This is a genomic window from uncultured Hyphomicrobium sp. (genome assembly GCF_902826555.1).
Lineage (GTDB): Bacteria > Pseudomonadota > Alphaproteobacteria > Rhizobiales > Hyphomicrobiaceae > Hyphomicrobium_C.
Map to the genome: position 1 here is coordinate 6591 of NZ_CADEFI010000006.1, position 18144 is coordinate 24734.

Annotated in this window: 19 protein-coding genes; 13 read left to right on the top strand and 6 right to left on the bottom strand. The window is 65.7% G+C overall.

The window, feature by feature from the left end:
* Window positions 1-237 precede the first annotated feature (237 nt).
* Window positions 238-1356, bottom strand: a complete 1119-nt coding sequence (mutY, locus tag QZV93_RS04595) for an A/G-specific adenine glycosylase (RefSeq protein WP_295556370.1) — start codon at window positions 1354-1356, stop codon at window positions 238-240.
* 155 nt (window positions 1357-1511) lie between these two features.
* On the opposite strand from mutY, the gene QZV93_RS04600 reads away from it, so the two are divergent.
* The 10 genes from QZV93_RS04600 (at window position 1512) to QZV93_RS04645 (ending at window position 11315) form a co-directional block, all read left to right on the top strand.
* Window positions 1512-2048, top strand: a complete 537-nt coding sequence (locus QZV93_RS04600; RefSeq protein ID WP_295556372.1) for a DciA family protein — start codon at window positions 1512-1514, stop codon at window positions 2046-2048.
* Window positions 2049-2207: 159 nt separating this feature from the next.
* Entirely contained in the window at window positions 2208-2888 is a 681-nt protein-coding gene (locus QZV93_RS04605) for a DsbA family protein (RefSeq protein WP_295556374.1), read from the top strand.
* A gap of 90 nt (window positions 2889-2978) precedes the next feature.
* Window positions 2979-3782, top strand: a complete 804-nt coding sequence (locus QZV93_RS04610; protein WP_295556376.1) for a DsbA family protein — start codon at window positions 2979-2981, stop codon at window positions 3780-3782.
* A gap of 37 nt (window positions 3783-3819) precedes the next feature.
* A complete protein-coding gene (gene smc / locus QZV93_RS04615; RefSeq protein WP_295556377.1) occupies window positions 3820-7278 on the top strand; it encodes a chromosome segregation protein SMC in 3459 nt (1152 codons plus the stop codon).
* A 223-nt stretch (window positions 7279-7501) separates the two neighbouring features.
* Window positions 7502-7909: an AtpZ/AtpI family protein gene (locus tag QZV93_RS04620; protein WP_295556379.1), complete on the top strand. Its 408-nt coding sequence runs from the start codon at window positions 7502-7504 to the stop codon at window positions 7907-7909.
* Window positions 7910-7977: 68 nt separating this feature from the next.
* On the top strand, window positions 7978-8712 hold the full coding sequence (locus QZV93_RS04625; RefSeq protein WP_295556513.1) for a F0F1 ATP synthase subunit A: 735 nt from the start codon (window positions 7978-7980) through the stop codon (window positions 8710-8712).
* Between the two features lie 69 nt (window positions 8713-8781).
* Window positions 8782-9006, top strand: a complete 225-nt coding sequence (locus tag QZV93_RS04630; protein WP_295556381.1) for a F0F1 ATP synthase subunit C — start codon at window positions 8782-8784, stop codon at window positions 9004-9006.
* A 76-nt stretch (window positions 9007-9082) separates the two neighbouring features.
* Window positions 9083-9673 (top strand): F0F1 ATP synthase subunit B', encoded by a 591-nt coding sequence (locus tag QZV93_RS04635; protein WP_295556383.1) that lies wholly within the window; start codon window positions 9083-9085, stop codon window positions 9671-9673.
* A 7-nt stretch (window positions 9674-9680) separates the two neighbouring features.
* Window positions 9681-10172, top strand: a complete 492-nt coding sequence (atpF, locus tag QZV93_RS04640; RefSeq protein ID WP_295556384.1) for a F0F1 ATP synthase subunit B — start codon at window positions 9681-9683, stop codon at window positions 10170-10172.
* A gap of 159 nt (window positions 10173-10331) precedes the next feature.
* Window positions 10332-11315 (top strand): alpha/beta fold hydrolase, encoded by a 984-nt coding sequence (locus QZV93_RS04645; protein WP_295556386.1) that lies wholly within the window; start codon window positions 10332-10334, stop codon window positions 11313-11315.
* A gap of 63 nt (window positions 11316-11378) precedes the next feature.
* Here QZV93_RS04645 and QZV93_RS04650 read toward each other — a convergent pair whose 3' ends face one another.
* On the bottom strand, window positions 11379-12323 hold the full coding sequence (locus QZV93_RS04650; protein ID WP_295556388.1) for a hypothetical protein: 945 nt from the start codon (window positions 12321-12323) through the stop codon (window positions 11379-11381).
* 82 nt (window positions 12324-12405) lie between these two features.
* Complete coding sequence (locus QZV93_RS04655; RefSeq protein WP_295556390.1) at window positions 12406-13062, bottom strand: hypothetical protein; 657 nt, start codon at window positions 13060-13062, stop codon at window positions 12406-12408.
* Window positions 13063-13257: 195 nt separating this feature from the next.
* Between QZV93_RS04655 and ispH the strand changes: the two genes are divergently transcribed.
* From ispH to rnhA, 3 genes are all read left to right on the top strand, one after another.
* Entirely contained in the window at window positions 13258-14244 is a 987-nt protein-coding gene (gene ispH, locus QZV93_RS04660; RefSeq protein ID WP_295556392.1) for a 4-hydroxy-3-methylbut-2-enyl diphosphate reductase, read from the top strand.
* A 119-nt stretch (window positions 14245-14363) separates the two neighbouring features.
* Complete coding sequence (locus tag QZV93_RS04665; protein WP_295556393.1) at window positions 14364-15335, top strand: homoserine kinase; 972 nt, start codon at window positions 14364-14366, stop codon at window positions 15333-15335.
* Window positions 15332-15784, top strand: coding sequence for a ribonuclease HI (rnhA, locus tag QZV93_RS04670; RefSeq protein ID WP_295556394.1), 453 nt, complete (start codon window positions 15332-15334; stop codon window positions 15782-15784). Before QZV93_RS04665 ends, rnhA begins: the two co-directional genes overlap by 4 nt.
* Before the next feature lie 87 nt (window positions 15785-15871).
* Here rnhA and QZV93_RS04675 read toward each other — a convergent pair whose 3' ends face one another.
* From QZV93_RS04675 to QZV93_RS04685, 3 genes are all read right to left on the bottom strand, one after another.
* Window positions 15872-16438, bottom strand: a complete 567-nt coding sequence (locus tag QZV93_RS04675; protein ID WP_295556396.1) for a hypothetical protein — start codon at window positions 16436-16438, stop codon at window positions 15872-15874.
* Window positions 16439-16616: 178 nt separating this feature from the next.
* Window positions 16617-17102: a peroxiredoxin gene (locus tag QZV93_RS04680; protein ID WP_295556397.1), complete on the bottom strand. Its 486-nt coding sequence runs from the start codon at window positions 17100-17102 to the stop codon at window positions 16617-16619.
* 43 nt (window positions 17103-17145) lie between these two features.
* Complete coding sequence (locus tag QZV93_RS04685; RefSeq protein ID WP_295556398.1) at window positions 17146-18045, bottom strand: protein-disulfide reductase DsbD domain-containing protein; 900 nt, start codon at window positions 18043-18045, stop codon at window positions 17146-17148.
* Between the last annotated feature and the right edge of the window lie 99 nt (window positions 18046-18144).

Below are 18144 nucleotides of genomic sequence, written 5' to 3' on the forward strand. Positions count from 1 at the left end.
TTGCTCTCGGGCCGCGTTGTCCGTCAATCCAAAGACAGGATTGCCGTCGCCTTCGGTCGATCGCAACGCATCCAGCGTGCAAAACACGTCCGTCACCCCCGGCGAAAAACTACCCGCCGCAAGCCTCGTCGTACCCCCGCAGCCTGACGGAGGCGTCATCGAGAGGGCGGTAGCTCTGCGCAAAGCCCCCGTTCAGATGTCCGCTTAGGGTCGGACGCAGACTTCCGACCACGCATCTCAATGCTCTTTCAGCCCGTGCGCGACCACCTTCCGCATGACGGAGGGCAGCGCCGCACTCCCGAGATCCCGCCGCGCCACCCATCGGCACTGCTCGGGGTTGGCCCAGAACGTCAGGCTCGCATTTGCCGGCACGATAGCGCGCAGCACCATGAGCTCGAGCCGGAAGTGCGTGAACGTGTGGCTGACCACGCCCGGCACCGGCCACCAGTCCGTCTTCACCGGCTGCGCCGTCATCGCCTGATCGACAGGCAGCCAGTCGTCGCCCCATTCGGTCGAGGGAATTTCGAGCATGCCCCCGAGCAGCCCTGCCTCGGGACGCTTGCGCAGGAGCACATAGCCGTCTTCGCTGAGCGCCAGGAACGCGGTGCCGTAGCGCACCGGCCGGTCCGCCTTGGCGAGCTTGACCGGCAACTGCGCCTCGATGCCGAGCGCATGCGCGTGGCAGTCCTGCTGCAACGGACACATGAGGCACGACGGCTTCTTCGGCGAGCAGAGGCTCGCGCCGAGATCCATCATCGCCTGCGCGAAGTCGCCCGCGCGCCGCTGCGGCGTCAGCGTCTCCGCCAGCCGCTTGATCTCGCGCTTGGCCGCGGGCAGCGGACGCTTGACCGCGAACAGCCGGGAGACGACACGCTCGATGTTGCCGTCCACGGGCGTCGCCGGCTCGCCGAAGGCGATGGCCGCGATCGCCGCCGCAGTGTAGGGACCGATGCCCGGCAGGTCTAAAAGACCAGCTTCCGTCCGCGGGAACTGCCCGCCGTGCTCGGCGACGACAGCCTGTGCGCACTTGTGAAGGTTGCGCGCCCGCGAGTAGTAGCCGAGCCCCGCCCACGCAGCGAGAACGTCGTCCAGCTCTGCCGCCGCCAGCGCTTCGATCGTGGGCCAGCGCCTGAGAAACGTTTCGTAGAAGGGGATCACCGCCTTGACGGTTGTTTGCTGCAGCATGATCTCGCTGAGCCAGACGCGATAGGGCTCGCTGCGCCGGCCGCGCTTCGAACGCCACGGCAGATCGCGCCGCTCGCGATCGTACCAGTCGAGCAGAGCCGCCACCGTATCGGATCCCGCGGGCCGAAGCGGCAGTTGTTTGCGCGCCACAGTTTTCGCCGTGTCCCCCATTTCGAATCGGGTCTCCCTTCGACGACGACGCGAATCACCACCAACATGCTAGGGACGTGCAACACCCCTGCATATGACAGCAACGCCGCGTGACCGCAAAACTCACACAAAAACCACGGAAATCGCCGCTCCGGGCTCCGGCGCGGAGGCACGTTGTGCTGAGCCGCAGCGACACGCGGTTCGCAGCGCCCCCGGTCGCCCGCTTCGTTCCGGCCAAAGCCGTGGGCAGTTTTGTGCCTACGCTCACCAAGAAAGCCTTCGAAAAATTCGGCTTCTCGACCGCAACCCTGATCACCGATTGGGCGCGCATCGCCGGCAACGAGCTCGCAGCCTACACAATGCCGGAGCGCCTCAAATGGCCCCGCGGCGGCGAAAGTGCATCGGCCGACGACATCGAGAGCGACCGCCGCGGCGGTACGCTGATCCTGCGTGTCGATCCCGCGCGCGCGCTCGATGTCGAGTACCGGGCCCGCCAGATCATGGACCGCATCAACAGCTACTTCGGCTATCGGGCTGTCGAAACCATCCGCCTCGTCCAGGCCCCCCTTGAAGTGCGGCCGACCGCGCCGCGCCGCGAGACCCCCACCGAGGCAACGGGTGGCGCCGCAGCCGATCCCCTGGACGCCGCACTGGCCCGCCTTGAGCACGGCATGCGCCGCGACCAGCCCCGCCGATCCCCTCGATCACCCTGACCGGATTGGCTTTTCCGGCAACACGGCAGACGTTCAAATCCCATTCAGCCTGGAATTGCCTTAATCGGACAATGCACCCATGTTATGGGCCTCAGCCGGAAACAAGGATTTCGCACCGGCCTGGGCTGGGTGCGGCGCGATTTTAGGGAGTTGACGATCATGAAACTAGAGAGCCCGCTCGACCGCCGTCAGGCCCTGATAGCGGGCGCCGCACTTGGCGGACTGACGTTCGCGGCCGCGGCTCTGCCGGCCTTTGCCCAGCGCAAACAGGGCCCCGCCGAGGTCTCGGTCGAAGAGCTGATGAAGCGGGACGGCTTTCCCGATCTCGCCCTCGGCCCCGACACCGCCAAGGTCACCATTGTCGAATACGCCTCGCTGACCTGCGGCCACTGCAAGCACTTCCACGACACGGCCTTCCCGGAGATCAAGAAGAAGTACATCGACACCGGCAAGATCCGCTTCATCTTCCGCGAGTTCCCGCTCGATGCACGCGCCTTCGCCGGCTCCATGCTGGCGCGCTGCACCGGCACCAGCGAGAAGTCGATGGCCCTCATCGACGTGCTGTTCGACAAGCAGGAACAGTGGGCCCACGTCGAGCAAGGCACCAAGGCGGCGCTATTCGATATCGCCAAGCAGGTCGGCTTCACACAGGACAGCTTCGACAAATGCCTGACCGATCAGAAGTTGCTCGACCAGCTCACCGCCGTCCACACGCGCGCCATCGAGGCGTTTGGCGTGAACGCCACCCCGACCTTCTTCATCAACGGCAAGCGCCTGCAGGGCGCACCTGTGATCGAGGAGTTCGACAAGGTTCTCGAGCCGCTTCTGGCTCAAGGTTGAGACGCGCCGCGGATAACGTTGTGGCTCGGATCCGGGTCTAGGCTTGGGAGTAGGCGCGCCATGCGCGAGGCCGCGACAGGAACGTTAAGAATGGCCCCCGCAGCGATGCTGCTGGCCGTCCTCGTTCTGTCGGGTTGCTCGAGCAATTCGTCGTCGTCTCTTTCAACGGCGGGCGTGGCTCCAACGGCGGCGGAGGCCGGGACAAGCAGCGCTTACGGCGACACCACGGGCGAAAACAAGGCGGGCAGCGAACCGTTTAGCCCGTTCGGCGCCATCCCCGACCCCTCCGAGGGCGGCCGCAAAATTATCGAGAACCCGAGCGTCGCCGACGTCATGACGGCCGGCCCATTGCCCGAAATGTCGCTTGGCCGTCCGGACGCCCCCGTCACCATCGTGCAGTACGCGTCGCTGACCTGCCCGCACTGCCGCGCGTTTCACCGTGAAACATTTCCCGAGTTCAAACGCACCTACATCGACACGGGCAAGGTGCGCTACATCCTGCGCGAGTTCCCGATCGGCAAGCAATCCGGCAACGCCACCATCGCGCTGCGCTGCGCCCCACCCGACAAGTACTTCACGCTCTATGGGAAATTCATGGAGCAACAGACCTCCTGGGTATCCCAGGAAGTCCGCCTCGAGCCTATCTTCGCCGTGGCCAAGCAGGTGGGGATGACCCAGGCCCAATTCGATTCCTGCCTCAAGAATCAGGCCATGATCGACGGCCTGAAATGGGTCAAGGAGCGCGGACGGACGCTCGGCATCATCGGTACGCCGAACTTCTTCGTGCAAGGCAAGCTCGTGAAAAAGACGCTCACCATGAGCGACATCCGCGAGATGGTCGAGCCGCTGCTCTCTGCCCCTAGGTCGGCCGCAATGGCTGAGGGCCAGCGCTAGCACCGCGGCCACGCGTCGATACGGGGTAGTAGTCAGAATGAAGATCAGCCGTTTGAGGCTCCTGGGCTTCAAGTCCTTCGTCGAGCCGACCGATCTTGTCATCGAGCCGGGCCTCACCGGCGTCGTCGGCCCGAACGGCTGCGGCAAGTCGAATCTTCTCGAAGGCATCCGCTGGGTCATGGGCGAGAGCTCGCACAAGAGCATGCGCGCCGCCGCCATGGACGACGTGATTTTCTCCGGCACCACGACGCGCCCGTCGCGCAACGTAGCGGAAGTGACGATCTTCCTCGACAACCAGGAGCGCAAGGCCCCCACCGAGTTCAACGACAGCGACCTGATTGAGATCACGCGACGTATCGAGCGCGAAGCAGGCTCCGCCTATCGCATCAACGGCCGCGAGGCACGCGCCCGCGACGTTAAGATCCTGTTCGAGGACGCCGCGACAGGGGCCCGCTCCCCGGCCCTCGTGCGCCAGGGGCAAATCTCCGAGATCGTCAACGCCAAGCCCGAGCAGCGCCGCCGCGTACTGGAGGACGCCGCCGGCATCGCCGGCCTGCACAGTCGCCGCCACGAGGCCGAGCTCCGCCTCAAGGGTGCCGAGAGCAACCTCGCGCGTCTCGCCGACATCATGGGTCAGCTCGGCTCGCAGATCGAAAGCCTGAAGCGCCAGGCCCGCCAGGCGCGCCGCTACAAGGACCTGTCCGAGGAGATCCGCCGCGCCGAAGCGCTCCTCGCCCACCTGTCGTGGATCGACGCCCAGGCCCTCGTTGAAACGGAGGAGCGGAACTTCTCCGAGACGCTGGCCCTGCTCGGCCGCGTGACCGAGGACGAGGCGAAGTCGCTGCGCGAGGAAGCAGCCCTCGCCGAAACCATCCAACCGCTGCGCGACAAGGAGGCCGAGCGCGGCGCAGCGCTCTCGCGCATCCGCATCGAGACCGAAGGTCTCGCCAAGGAGGCCACCCGCTGCGCGGAGCGGCGCCAGGAGCTGGCGAAGCTTGCCGGCGAGCTGGAGAAGGATCTCGCGCGCGAGGCCCACCAGATCTCGGAGGCCAAGGAGCTCCTGGCCTCCTTCGACGTCGAGACCAAGGAGCTGCAAGCCGCCGAGGCCGAGGCCGACGCCGCCGAGGATCACATCCACGCTGCGGAAGAAGAGGCAGCCGGCGCCCTTGAGACCGCCGAAAAGCAGCTGTCCGTCGTGACCGAGCGCGCCGCAGAGGCTCGCGCCCGCCGCAAATCCCTCGAGACCGCCGAAGCGGAGCGCCGTGCGGCCGTTGCCAAGATCAACGACAAGCTTGCGGCGCTGGTGCGCGACGCAGAGGCCGCTGCCACGGGCGCGCCGGATTCACTCAAGCTCGCCTCCATCACCGAGCAGGGCCAACGCCTCGCCCGCGAAATCGCCGCCATCGAGACCGCAACACTCGATGCCGAGGACAAGGTCGGAGACCTCGCCGAGACGGCACGCGTCCGCAGCGACGAGGCGCAGAAGGCGCGCATGGCGCTCTCGACCCTCGTCACTGAGCGCGAGACGCTGCACAAGCTGGTCATGCCCTCTTATGAAGACGGCAAGCCGCCGGTCGTCGAGCAGCTTCGCGTGTCCGCAGGCTACGAGGCGGCCCTCGTCGCCGCTCTCGGCGACGATCTCGATGCGCCGACCCACGAGGATGCCCCGGTGCGCTGGCGAGCCATCGACGTCAGCCCCGAGGATGCCACGCTCCCCGCCGATGCCGAGCCCCTGAGTTCGCACGTCGGAGCACCTCCCGAATTGACGCGCCGCCTGCGCCAGATCGGCGTCGTCCCGCGTGAGCTCGGCGCACGCCTTCAACCCCATTTGAAGCAGGGCCAGCGCCTCGTCAGCCGCGAGGGCGATCTCTGGCGGTGGGACGGATTCGTTGCCGTTGCCGGCGGCATGACGCCCGCCGCCCAACGCCTCGCCGAGCGCAACCGCCTGGCTGACATGTTCGAGCGCGAGAAGGCCGCCCGCACCGAGGCCCAGCATCTCGCCGCGCTGGATCAGGAGGCCGCCGCCGCCCATGCCGCGGCCGCCGCCGAGGAGAAGCGTCTGCGCGCCCTTTGGCGCGATACCCAGACCAATCACGTCGCCACCCGCGACGCCTTGGCGGCCATCGAGCGCCAGGCTCGCGAGACCGAAGCCAGGCTCGCATCCGTCGCCGAAGCCCGCGTGCGCGCCGAAAGCGATCTCGCCGAGATGCAGGCGAGCCTCGACCACATCGAGGACGAGCTGGCGAAGCTCGACGCCGAGGACGATCCCGCCGCGCGCCTGCCCGAGGTGCAAAAGGCGGCCCAGGAACGCCGCACCGCGCTTTCCGTCGCCCAGGCCCGCGTCGCCACCCACGCCCGCGAGCGCGAGACACGCAAGCGTCGCGTCGACACCATCGCCACCGAACGCACTCGCTGGGCCTCGCGCAGCGAAAGCGCCGGAGAGCACATCGCGGCCCTCGAGGAGCGGCTCGCCAAGACCAGGAGCGATATCGCCGCGCTGGAGGAGGTCATCCCCGCCCTCGAAGAGCGACGTCAGGGCCTGCTCGGTGCTCTTTCCGACGCCGAAGCCGCCCGCAACGCTGCCGCCGACGACCTCACCCGGGCCGAGAACGCGCTGCGCGCCGCCGCCCAAGCCCTCCGCGAGGCGCAAGGCGCCGTCACCTCCGCACGCGAGGCCCGCGCCCGTATCGAGACGCGCCTCGAAGGCGCGCGCACGCGCCGCCAGGACGAGGCTCGCCGCATCCGCGAGGGGTTGAACGTCTCCCCTGAGGAATGCCTCGCGCTCGCAGGCCTCGCACCCTCGGAGCAAGTCCCCCCGCTCGCCGACGCCGACCGCAGTCTGCAACGGCTCAAGTCCGATCGCGAGCGCCTGGGCGGCGTCAACCTTCAGGCCGACGACGAGCTGACGACGTTCCTCGAGCAGATGAGCACGATGGAGACCGAGCGCGACGACGTCGAGCAGGCCATCGCCAAGCTGCGCGGCGCCATCCAGCAGTTGAACCGCGAAGGCAAGAAGCGCCTCGACGAGGCCTTCGACACCGTCAACGGCCATTTCCAGCGCCTGTTCTCGACCCTGTTCGGCGGCGGCGAAGCGCGTCTCGAGATGATCGCAGGCGAGGATCCGCTCGAAAGCGGCCTTGAGATCATCGCCAAGCCGCCCGGCAAGAAGCCGGTGACGCTCTCCCTGCTTTCGGGCGGCGAGCAGACGCTGACCGCTCTCTCTCTCATTTTTGCGGTGTTCCTCACCAACCCCTCGCCCATCTGCGTGTTGGACGAGGTCGACGCGCCGCTGGACGACGCGAACGTCGACCGCTTCTGCACGCTCATGGAGAAGATGTCCGAGGAGACGGCGACGCGATTCCTGGTCATCACCCACCATCCAATGACGATGATGCGCATGAACCGCCTGTTCGGGGTCACCATGGCCGAAAAGGGCGTTTCCCAGCTCGTGTCCGTGGACCTCGAGACCGCCCGCTCGTTCCGCGAGGCCGGCTGACCGCTACGGCGGCCGCACACGCCGGCGCCCCTAGGTATATGGCCCGCTCCCGGCTACCGTTCGGGCCGCTGTTCCTCGGCCACGCCCTGCGCGGTTTCGCCGTACCCCCGCAATCCTTGCAAAATTGTGGCCGTTGCTTGACACCGCTTGGCCTCCGGGTATGGTGCGCGCCGTTGGTAATCCAGCCGTTTCAGCCTGCGGGATTCTGCGGGCAGAGGAAGCTATGTCGGCGTCGAACGACGACGAAAATCCGCCTCGTGGCGAGCTTTCTCGTGAGGAGCGGGAGGCGTTTCGCAAACGCGCTTCCGACCTCGGCTCGCGGCTGGACAAAGTCAAGGCCGAGACCCGTGAAAAAGCGGGTCCCGAGCCGGACGAGCGGGCCCGCGGCGCTGCCATGGGCCAGGCGATGAAGATTTCGATCGAGCTCGTCGTCGGCATCGCCGTCGGCGGGTTCATCGGCAAAGTGCTGGACGACCAGTTCGGCACCGCGCCTTGGTTTTTGATCGTGTTCCTGATGCTGGGCTTCGCGGCCGGCCTCGCGAACATCGTGCGGACGGCGCGGCGGATGCAGGCTGAAGCCGAACCGTTGCAGCGGAGCGCGAAAGCGGTTCCTGACGATGACGACGACTGAAGTTGGGGGACGGGACATTGGCTGAGACAACGGAAGTGGCAGGGCATGCGGCCGAAGCCCATGGGCCCATGCACCAGTTCGAGATCAAGCGCCTCGTGCCCCTGGAGTTCATGGGCTACGACATCACCTTCACCAACGCCTCGCTGATGATGATCCTGGCGCTGGTCTTCATCTCGCTGTTTCTCTATTTCGCCATGAGCCGGCGCGCGCTAGTCCCCGGCCGCATCCAATCCACCGCCGAGATGCTCTACGAGTACGTTGCCGACATGGTTCGCGGCAGCGTCGGCAAGGAAGGCATGAAGTACTTCCCCTGGATCTTCACGATCTTCATCTTCATCCTGACGCTCAACATGTTCGGCATGGTGCCGGGTTCCTTCACGGTGACGAGCCACATTATTGTCACCTTCGCCCTCGCTGCCATGGTCTGGATCACGGTCACGCTGATCGGTTTCGCCAAGCATGGGCTGGGCTACCTCAAGCTGTTCATCCCGTCGGGCGTGCCGTGGTGGCTGATGCCCGTCATCGTTCCGATCGAGATCATCTCCTACCTGATCCGCCCCATCAGCCACTCGGTCCGCCTCTTCGCCAACATGATGGCAGGACACACCATGCTGAAGGTGTTCGCCGGCTTCGTCGTCGGTCTCGGCTCTCTCGGCGGCATCGCCTCCCTCGGTGGCATTGCCCCCATCGCCTTCCTCATCGCATTCACGGGCCTCGAGTTCCTCGTGGCCTTCCTGCAGGCGCTGATCTTCACCGTTCTGACCTGCATCTACCTCAACGACGCGCTCCACATGCACCATTAAGGCTGCAGGCAGGGCGCACCGGTTTCCACCCAAACGAAACACTTACAAAGTCTAACGAAGGAGACACTCATGGATCTCGCATCGGCCAAGATGATCGGCGCAGGCCTCGCTTGCAGCGCTCTCATCGGCGCAGGCGTCGGCATCGGCAACATCTTCGGCAACTACCTCTCGGGCGCCATGCGCAACCCGTCGGCTGCCCCCGGCCAGTTCACGAACCTGCTCATCGGCTTCGCTCTCGCGGAAGCAACCGGCCTCTTCGGCCTGCTCATCGCGCTGATCATTCTCTACGGTTGATCCCGACACGCGAACCGATCTCCCGGCCGGGCATGACGCCCGCCGGGCGGGCGATGTTATACCGGAGATGAAGACCATGAGAGCGGTGACCGCGCTCGGTAAAGCCTATTGGAGAGCCGCACTCGCCGGAACGGCGATGCTCGCGGCCGGCACCAGCACGGCCCTCGCTGAAGGTGGCCTGCCCCAGCTCAAGACCGAGGATTTCTCCCCACAGCTGTTCTGGCTGGTGGTGACGTTCCTCCTCCTGTTCTGGGTGATGTCCAAGATCGCCCTGCCGCGGATCGGCGAGGTTATCGAGGAGCGCAAGGACCGCATCCAGCGCGACCTCGCAGCCGCCGAGCGCTTGAAGGGCGAGACCGAAAAGGCTCTCTCGGCCTACGAGAAGGCCCTATCGGACGCCCGCGGCAACGCCTCGTCCATCGCGCGCCAGACGCGCGATACCTTGAACGCCGAGGTCGACAAGGAGCGCAAGGCGGTCGAGGACCAGCTGGCCAAGAAGCTCGCCGACGCCGAGGCCTCGATCGGCGCCACCAAGGACAAGGCGCTCGCGAGCGTCAAGGATATCGCTGGCGACACCGTGACTGCCATCGTCGGCGCACTCTCGAACGTGAGCGCCACCAAGGACGAAATCGACCGCGCGCTCGCCGCGTCCGGCGGGAACAAGTGAGGCCATCATGCTGAACCCCGCCGCACCAGAATTCTGGGTCCTCGTTTCCTTCCTGATCTTCGTCGGTCTGCTCGTCTGGAAGGGCGTTCCGGGTCTGATTGGCAAGGCGCTCGACCAACGCGCCGCTGCCATCCGCACCGAGCTCGACGAAGCACGCCGCCTGCGTGAGGAAGCCCAGCAGCTCCTCGCCGACTACCAGCGCAAGGCGCGCGAGGCCGAGGACGAGGCCAAGTCCATCGTCGAGGCCGCGAAACACGAGGCCGAAGCACTGGCTGCCGAGACGCGCAAGGCCCTCGCCGAGCAGGTCGAGCGGCGCACCAAGTCTGCCGAGGAGAAGATCGCCCGTGCCGAGGCGCAGGCGCTCTCCGACGTGCGCGCCGCCGCCGTCGAGCTCGCGACGAAGGCCTCGGAGAGCATTCTCAAGGCCAAGCTTGCGGGCGACGCCGGAGCCTCCCTGGTCGACACCGCCATCCGCGACCTCAAGGGCAAGCTCAACTAGCCGCTCGCGATAAGTCGCCGAAAACAACAAAGCCGGGCCTCGCGCCCGGCTTTTTCTTTACTTCCGACCGCCCAGACCTTCAGTCGCCCGTATCAGCCGATTATTGTAAGCCATCTGACGATGGGTGTAGGCTCACGATGTCCTGTGCACGGGGGTGCAATGACAGAGGACGAGGACATCTCGCTTCGACAGATCGTGGTCCAGGTGGCAGCGCTCGTCATCGGCTCCTGTGGCCTGCTGATGGCCTGGGCATACGTGTCCATCACCTACTTCATGCCGCCGCCCTATGACGGCGTCACGCTGCAACCCGGCGTCGTCTATGTCTCGGCACGCCGCTTCGAGACGGACGGCCTCGAGCGGCTCTCGGCGAACGGCACGGCGATCGACCTCACCCCCTGGTCTGCGAAAGGCCTTGAGCCGACCGTCACCGTGCTCGTTCACGGCTACAACACCCAAGAGCACAAGATCGCCGCCTACTTTTCGGAGCTCGCAGCCTACCTTCAGGCCGACGGCCACTATCGAGGCTCCATCGTCGTGTTCGACTGGCCGACCGTCGGCGTACCGTTGGATGAGCTGCCGACGGCCCAACGCGTCCAACTCGAGATGTTGGCGAGAGACCGCCCCGTCCAGCCGGGCTATGAGCTGGCGATGTACGGAATCGATCAGCGCCGCGCAGGCGACATCGGCGCCCGCACGTTCCTCGCCCTGCTCGACACGCTGACGAAGGCCAACGTGCGCACCATCAACGTCGTCGGTCACAGCATGGGATGCCAGCTCCTCGCCGAGGCCCTGAAGCTCGAGCCGGCAGTAGCCTCGCGGATAGCCGCCATGGTCTGGCTGGCACCCGACGTCGATGAGGCCATCGTCGACGCGCCGTGGCTTGGGTCAGCCATCGATCATCTGCAAAACGGGATGACCGTCTACTATTCGAGGAACGACACGGTCCTTACCAGACTCTCGCGCCTTGCCAACGGAACCGGCCGTCTCGGCGCCACGGGCCCGGGAGCGCATACGCCGCCGCGCAAGATGGCGTTCCTCGACATGACGGACGCGCTCGGACCCGAAAGCCCTCACACCCGCTATCTCGCCAAGGGCAGCCCGAGCCTCGAGCGGATCGCCAAGGCGATCGAACCGGCGCACTAAAGACATTCCGTCTCCAATGTGCTCCGCGAATCGCGGACCTCGCCAAAGCCTCCGGCGTCGCGCTCAGCCCCGCTCGAAAACGGGAATCTCGAACTGGCTCTCGTAGGCGTTGCCGTCCTCGGCTTTATCCGTTGTCCGCACGGCAAGCTTCCACACGATACCGTCGCCGCCCTCATCGACCCGGCACGCCGGCTGTCCAGCGGGAAGCGGAACATCGATGGGGATCGAGACCTGGCTAGCCGTCCACAACAGGCGATCACCTGCGATCTCAAACGATTTCTCCCAAAGGGTCTCCGCCGTCCGCTCCGACGTCGTCCGCCCATTCGCGCCCCGCCGCTTCAACCAGCGGACGTCCTCACAAACGAGTGTCGCCTCTATTGGGCTGTGCGGCCGCTTCGCCAGCCGTGCGGAGACCGTGCCGCGGAAGCTATCGCCCAGATAGCCGGGCAAAGTATCGATCGCGAGTGTCGAGTATCCGTAGCGCCACCAGTGGAGCGTGACGCGCACCGCAACCAGGAGCCCGATCAGCCCGCATATCGGAAAGATCAGCCCCAGCGCGGCTTCGCCGTAGGATTGCTGCGCGGCGGCGATGATCTTGTCGCGATTGACCGACCAGATGAACGCGATCGCGCCCCACCAGCCGGCGCACCAGATCCACATGAAGACGGAGACGGCGAGGCTCGCCCGATCCGTCATGCGTCGCGCCACCCAATCCGCCCTCAGCATCCACGGCTGATAGGGATAACGCAGCAGCATGAGCTGCCGCCGCGACTCGGCGGCCGGATCCCAGATGTAGAACCAGTAGAAAAATCCCAAGCCGATGCTCAGCATCGCGAGACCCAACACGATGAGCAGCACCGCGACACCGATGCTCTGCTCGCCTGAGTTGAGGATATCGACGGCGCCAAGCACGGCGCCGGCCCCCATCAGCGCCACCATCGCGAAGACGAGGTGAACGACGGCGGACCAGAACAGGGTGGCGAAGGTGGAGGGGGCTTTGGAGGACATGCGGCGGCTCGAACCAGGAAGGCGCCACCATTCTAGACGCGGATATTCTCAGGCATGTCCCTGACGGAACAGCGGAGCGAGATCAGCCCGCGTTGGGCGTATTGCGGTCGAAGCCGACGTAGACCTCGAACTCGCCAGGGCGCGCACCCTCGGGCACGTTGAACGTCACCGTCCGCACGGCCGAGAAATAGCCGATCGGGTTCTCCACGGCCACCGACGCATCGACGCGCAGCTTGTCTTCCGTGATGCGCTCGCGCTTGGAGTCTGTCACGAACACGTTGATGGGCAGCGAAATCGGTCCCGAATGTCCACGCGGCCCGAGCAGGATGCGACCCGAGAAGCCGTACTTCACGGTCACCTGTGAGCCGTTCATGTGGCACTCGCGCGCGGTCTTGGTGATCTCGCCGCGATGCATGATCGCGAGCCCGTCGCCAACGCGGCCGGGTTCATAAATCGTGAGATAGCTGTCGCGCGGCCACGTGACGAAGCGCGGACAGCCGGGTTGCGAATCCCCGCCTGCGAAAGCCGGGGCGCCATCGCCGCCGGCTTTGGCCGCCGCGATCAGATCCTGCTCGCTGACGCCGGTTGGCTCCGCATTGGCCGAACCGCCTCCGAGGATGCTTGAACCGAGTCCGGACGTGAGCGAGCCCATGCCGCACCCGCCGACCGCGGCAGCGCCGATGAGGGCCAATGCGACACCGGCCGCCGTCCCGAGCCTCGTCATGACGGATTGCGCCATTCGGCTCCGATCCCCATAATCCCCGTACTGTGTCCCACCGACGCCGCGGCCACGGAGAAGGTGCCTCCAGCCCGCTGCGCCATTATGATGCCAGGACGATCGACTCAAGCTCTACCACCCTTGTCACGAAGCACAAAGCGGTCGCTCCCTTGACTCACATCAACAGAGCCGCACCACCCCGAGGACCCCGTTCCGATGCCCCCTCACAGCGCCGAACATAGCCCGTCGACGCGTCCGGCCTTGAACGTGCTCCTGGCCGCCCCGCGCGGCTTTTGCGCCGGAGTCGACCGGGCCATCCAGATCGTGGAGCTGGCGCTGGCCAAGTTCGGCTCCCCCGTCTACGTGCGCCACGAGATCGTTCATAACCGTTACGTGGTCGAGTCCTTGAAGGCCAAAGGCGCCGTTTTTGTGGAGGAGCTCGACGAGATTCCGGAGACCGATCAGCCTGTGATCTTTTCGGCACACGGTGTGCCCAAGTCCGTGCCGCAGGCTGCAAAATCCCGCAATCTCTTTGCCATCGATGCCACCTGCCCGCTGGTGTTCAAGGTGCACATGGAAGCGAGCCGTCTCCACGCCGAGGGCCGCAAGATCCTGCTCATCGGCCATGCTGGCCATCCGGAGGTGGAGGGGACCACCGGCCAGCTGCCGGCAGGCGCGGTAACCTTGATTCAGACCGCCGCCGACGCGGAAGCTTTCGCGGCTGAGGATCCATCCCGCCTCGCCTATGTCACGCAAACAACGCTCTCCGTCGACGACACGGCCGGCATCGTCGCCGTCCTGAAACGGCGCTTCCCAGCCATCGTCGGGCCGCACAAGGAGGACATTTGCTACGCCACCACCAATCGCCAGGCGGCCGTGAAAGCCATCGCCGGCAAGGTAGGTCTGGTCATCGTCGTCGGCGCGCCGAACTCGTCGAATTCGTTACGCCTGGTCGAGGTGGCCGAGCGGGCGGGTTGCCCGAAGGCGGTGCTCATCCAGCGCGCGGCCGACCTTCCTTGGGACGCCTTCGAAGGCGTCTCGGCGGTGGGCGTAACCGCAGGCGCTTCGGCGCCGGAAACACTTGTCGACGAGGTTCTCGAAGCGTTGAGGCAGCGCTTTGAGGTCTCGATCGAGCAGGTCACGACCGCCAACGAGCGGATCGCCTTCAATGTCCCCCGCGAGCTGCGCGAGCCGGCGGCATAGAAGCCGGATCACCGCATCCGGCTTCACGATGATAGGGGAATGCCGTGGCCGGGCTTGACCCGGCCTCCCAGGGCCAATAATCGACGGGAACCATCAGGCGCACCCGAGATACGCAATCCATGGCCGTTTACACGGAAGTGACCGACGACGAGCTGGCGCCGCTCATAGCCGACTACGGCTTGGGTGAGTTGCTATCGTACAAGGGGATCGCCGAGGGCGTCGAGAACACCAATTTCCTGGTGCACACGACCCAGGGCACCTTCATCCTCACCCTCTACGAGCGACGCGTCGACCCTGCCGACTTGCCGTTCTTCCTCGGGCTTCTCGAGCACCTCAACAAGGGTGGCATCTCCTGCCCGTTGCCGGTCCGCAATCGCAAAGGCGAGGTGCTGAGCACGGTCGCCGGCCGCACCGCAGCCGTTGTTACATTTCTTGAGGGCGTCTGGCCACGCCGCCCCCGCCCCACCCATTGCGCAGCCGTCGGCCGCGCCTTGGCGGAGCTGCACCTTGCGGGCGAAAGCTTCGCGATGGTGCGCGAGAACGCGCTCGGTCTCTCGGGCTGGCACGCCCTCTACGAACGCTTTGCCTCGCGCGCGGATGAGATCGCCCCTGGCCTCAGCACGCTGATCTCCTACGAGCTCGCCTACCTCGACCGCGCCTGGCCGAAAGGATTGCCCACCGGGGTTATCCACGCCGACCTTTTCCCGGATAATGTCTTCTTTATCGGCGACACGCTCTCGGGCCTGATCGACTTCTACTTCGCGTGCAACGACGCCTGGGCCTATGACCTGGCCATCTGCCTCAACGCGTGGTGCTTCGAGCCCGATTGCTCCTTCAACGCCACCAAAGGACGCGCGCTTCTCGCGGCCTACCAGAGCCTGAGGCCTCTGACCGCGGCCGAGCGGCAGGCCTTTCCGGTGCTCGCGCGCGGGGCCGCCCTGCGCTTCCTCGTGACACGTGCGCACGATTGGCTGCACACCGACCGCAATGCGCTGGTGAAGCCGCACGACCCCAACGCCTACGTGCGGCGCCTGCGCTTCCATCAGGAGGTCGAGCAGGCAAGCGAGTACGGGCTGGAGCGCATTTCGTGAGCGGACAACCGAAGAAGATCGAGATCTATACCGACGGCGCCTGCTCGGGGAATCCCGGCCCCGGCGGCTGGGGCGCCATCTTGATCTGGGGCGAGCACCGCAAGGAGCTCAAGGGCGGCGAGGCTCAGACCACGAACAACCGCATGGAGCTGATGGCCGCCATCTCGGCGCTCGAAGCCTTGAAGACCGGTGTCGAGGCCGACCTCTACACCGACAGCGCCTACGTGCGGAACGGCATATCGAGCTGGATCCACGGTTGGAAGCGCAACGGCTGGAAGACAGCCGACAAGAAGCCCGTGAAGAACGTGGAGCTGTGGCAGCGCCTCGAGGCCGCCATGGCACACCATCGCGTGACCTGGCACTGGGTCAAAGGTCACGCCGGTCACCCCGAGAACGAGCGCGCCGACGAGCTGGCGCGCGAAGGCATGGCCGATTTCAAGAGCGCTTGACGCTCTCTGCCGCGCGAGAGCCCCCGAGTACCCCAAAAAAAGGGGGCCAGCTTTGCCGGCCCCGCTTCTTGTCGATCGAGCGAGGTTTTAGCCTACGCGGAACACGGCGCCTGAGACCGATCGCGCACGCGTACGCACCGCGCCGCCGTCGTTGCCCGAGCGCACGAGCCACTGCCCGTTCGGCGCGCGGCCCACGATCTCGCCGACGTGGTGACGCCAGACGACGACCGCACCGACCTGCGGACCGCTCGCGCGGCCCCACTTGCTCCAGTTCCAGGCGAGGTTCAGGTGCGGACCGCCGCCGCGCTGCGTGCGCATCCACCAGCCGCACCAGGCGCGCGGACGCGGCCCGGCGCCGCCGCTGTAGCTGCTCGAGCTGTAAGACTCCGTGCGCGCGGCATAGCGGCGAGCTTCGCGCTGACGAGTTGCATAGCGCACGCGCTGGCCGCGTTCACGCGACACGCGTTGCCCACGCTGGCGCGAGGCGCTGCGCTCACGCTTGGCGCGCGGACGATCGGCGCGCGTTTGATCGGTGACGGACGACTGCTGGACGAACGGGTTCCAGCTTTCATCACGAGACGGACGTGCGTCGGCTGACGTCGCGCAGGCAAATGCCACTAGCGTCGCCGCGACGGCGATGACGTTTTTTCTCATCTCTTGGATCCCCTGTACTTGCTTACTCAATGCTTACTGAACAACGCCGCCAGTCGCACAAGCACAGGGCCGAAACAAGGAAACGGAACGCAAGCGCGTCAATATGTCCATGCCCGGAAAACGCAGGCGACGCCTGCGGATAACAAGTAAAGCTCAAGTATAAATTGAGGGCATAAACTCAGAAAGAGGCGAGCACTTTCTCGGCCGTCGCCTTGATATGCTCGGGAGGACTGTCTTCGACGGCGAGATACTTCACGACCCCGTCCTCCACCACCAGCGCGTATCGCTGCGAGCGAACGCCAAGCCCGAAGTTCGTAAGGTCGATATTGAGACCAAGCGCGCTCGCGAAGTCGCCATTGCCGTCCGCCAGCATGGTGATGTCGTCCTGCGCCCCGCGCAATTTGGACCAGGCGTTGAGAACGAACACGTCGTTGACCGCCGTGCAGGCGATCATCGTCACACCCTTGGCCTTGATGGCGTTGGCGAGCCCCACGAACCCCGGCAGATGTTGCTCGCTGCAGGTCGGCGTGAAGGCACCGGGCACAGCAAAGAGAACGACCGTCTTTTCCTTGAACAGGTCGCTCGACGACACCTGCTCGGGCCCACCCTCGCCCATGATGGTGAATGTCGCCTCGGGCAGCCTGTCGCCGACTTTGATGCTCATGAGTTCCCTCCACGCCAATGTCTTGTGTTGCACATGCCGCCACTCATTGGGCGACGAACGTTGCGAACGACGCGCCGCTTTCGCTGACGAGCGTCACCGTGACCGGCTTGCCCTTGAGCGCGGCGAGATCGACATCTGTCCCCAAAGCGGCCTCGAACAGGGCCCGCCCCGTGCCGTCGATATCACCGACACGCTCGGGAAGCGGCAAAAACAGCCCATCCGGCGCCTCCAAGAACACGTCCGCACCAGCCCCATCGCCCGCGAATGTGGCCTCGACCGCGATCTTTGGCGAGGCCCCCTCGAGCGTCGCGACAGCACGGACGAGCACCGGATCGCCGGCCGCGAGATTGTCCTGCGGCCTCGGAACGCGCTTCAGCGTCTCCTCGACGTCCGCAGGTAGCGCCTCGCTCACACCCGCCGGAACATCGAGTGCAAGTTCCGCTTCCACTGGAATGCAGATGTCCTTGCAGATGCCATAGTGGACGCCGACCACCAGCGTGATCGGCTCGCCCTTGTTTAGCGGCGTGAGGGTGACGGGGAGCACCAGTTCATCCATGTAGCCGATCGTGCTTCCCGACTTGTCGGTGAACCGGTGCGGCGCCGGAAATGCGACCGTTGCGGCCGCGAGATTCGTGGATTTCGACCAATCGAACGAAGGCGGCAGGCCGCCGGCATCGCCGGGCGTGCGCCAATACGTTTTCCAGCCAGGCTCGAGCGCGATTTCAATGAAGGCAAGGGGAGAGCCGGATGAGCCTTGGGCAGCACCACCCACCAGCAGCCTCGCCTTGGCCTTGGGCGCCTGCACCCAAGGCGAGGAGGCCGCCCACCCGCTTGAAGCGGCCACGACGAGAGCAAATATGACATTTAATGTGAGGTGCAGACTGCGGAATTTTGGGCTCATCTTGGGGCTCTGGCACTTCCATTCGACCGCATGCGCAAGCATGTAGCACATCCGCGGCGCATTTTTAGATTGGGACGCGAACATATTTGAACAGCAGGAATCCCCGGAATAGTTCGGATTTCGCGGCTTCACAGGCGCCCG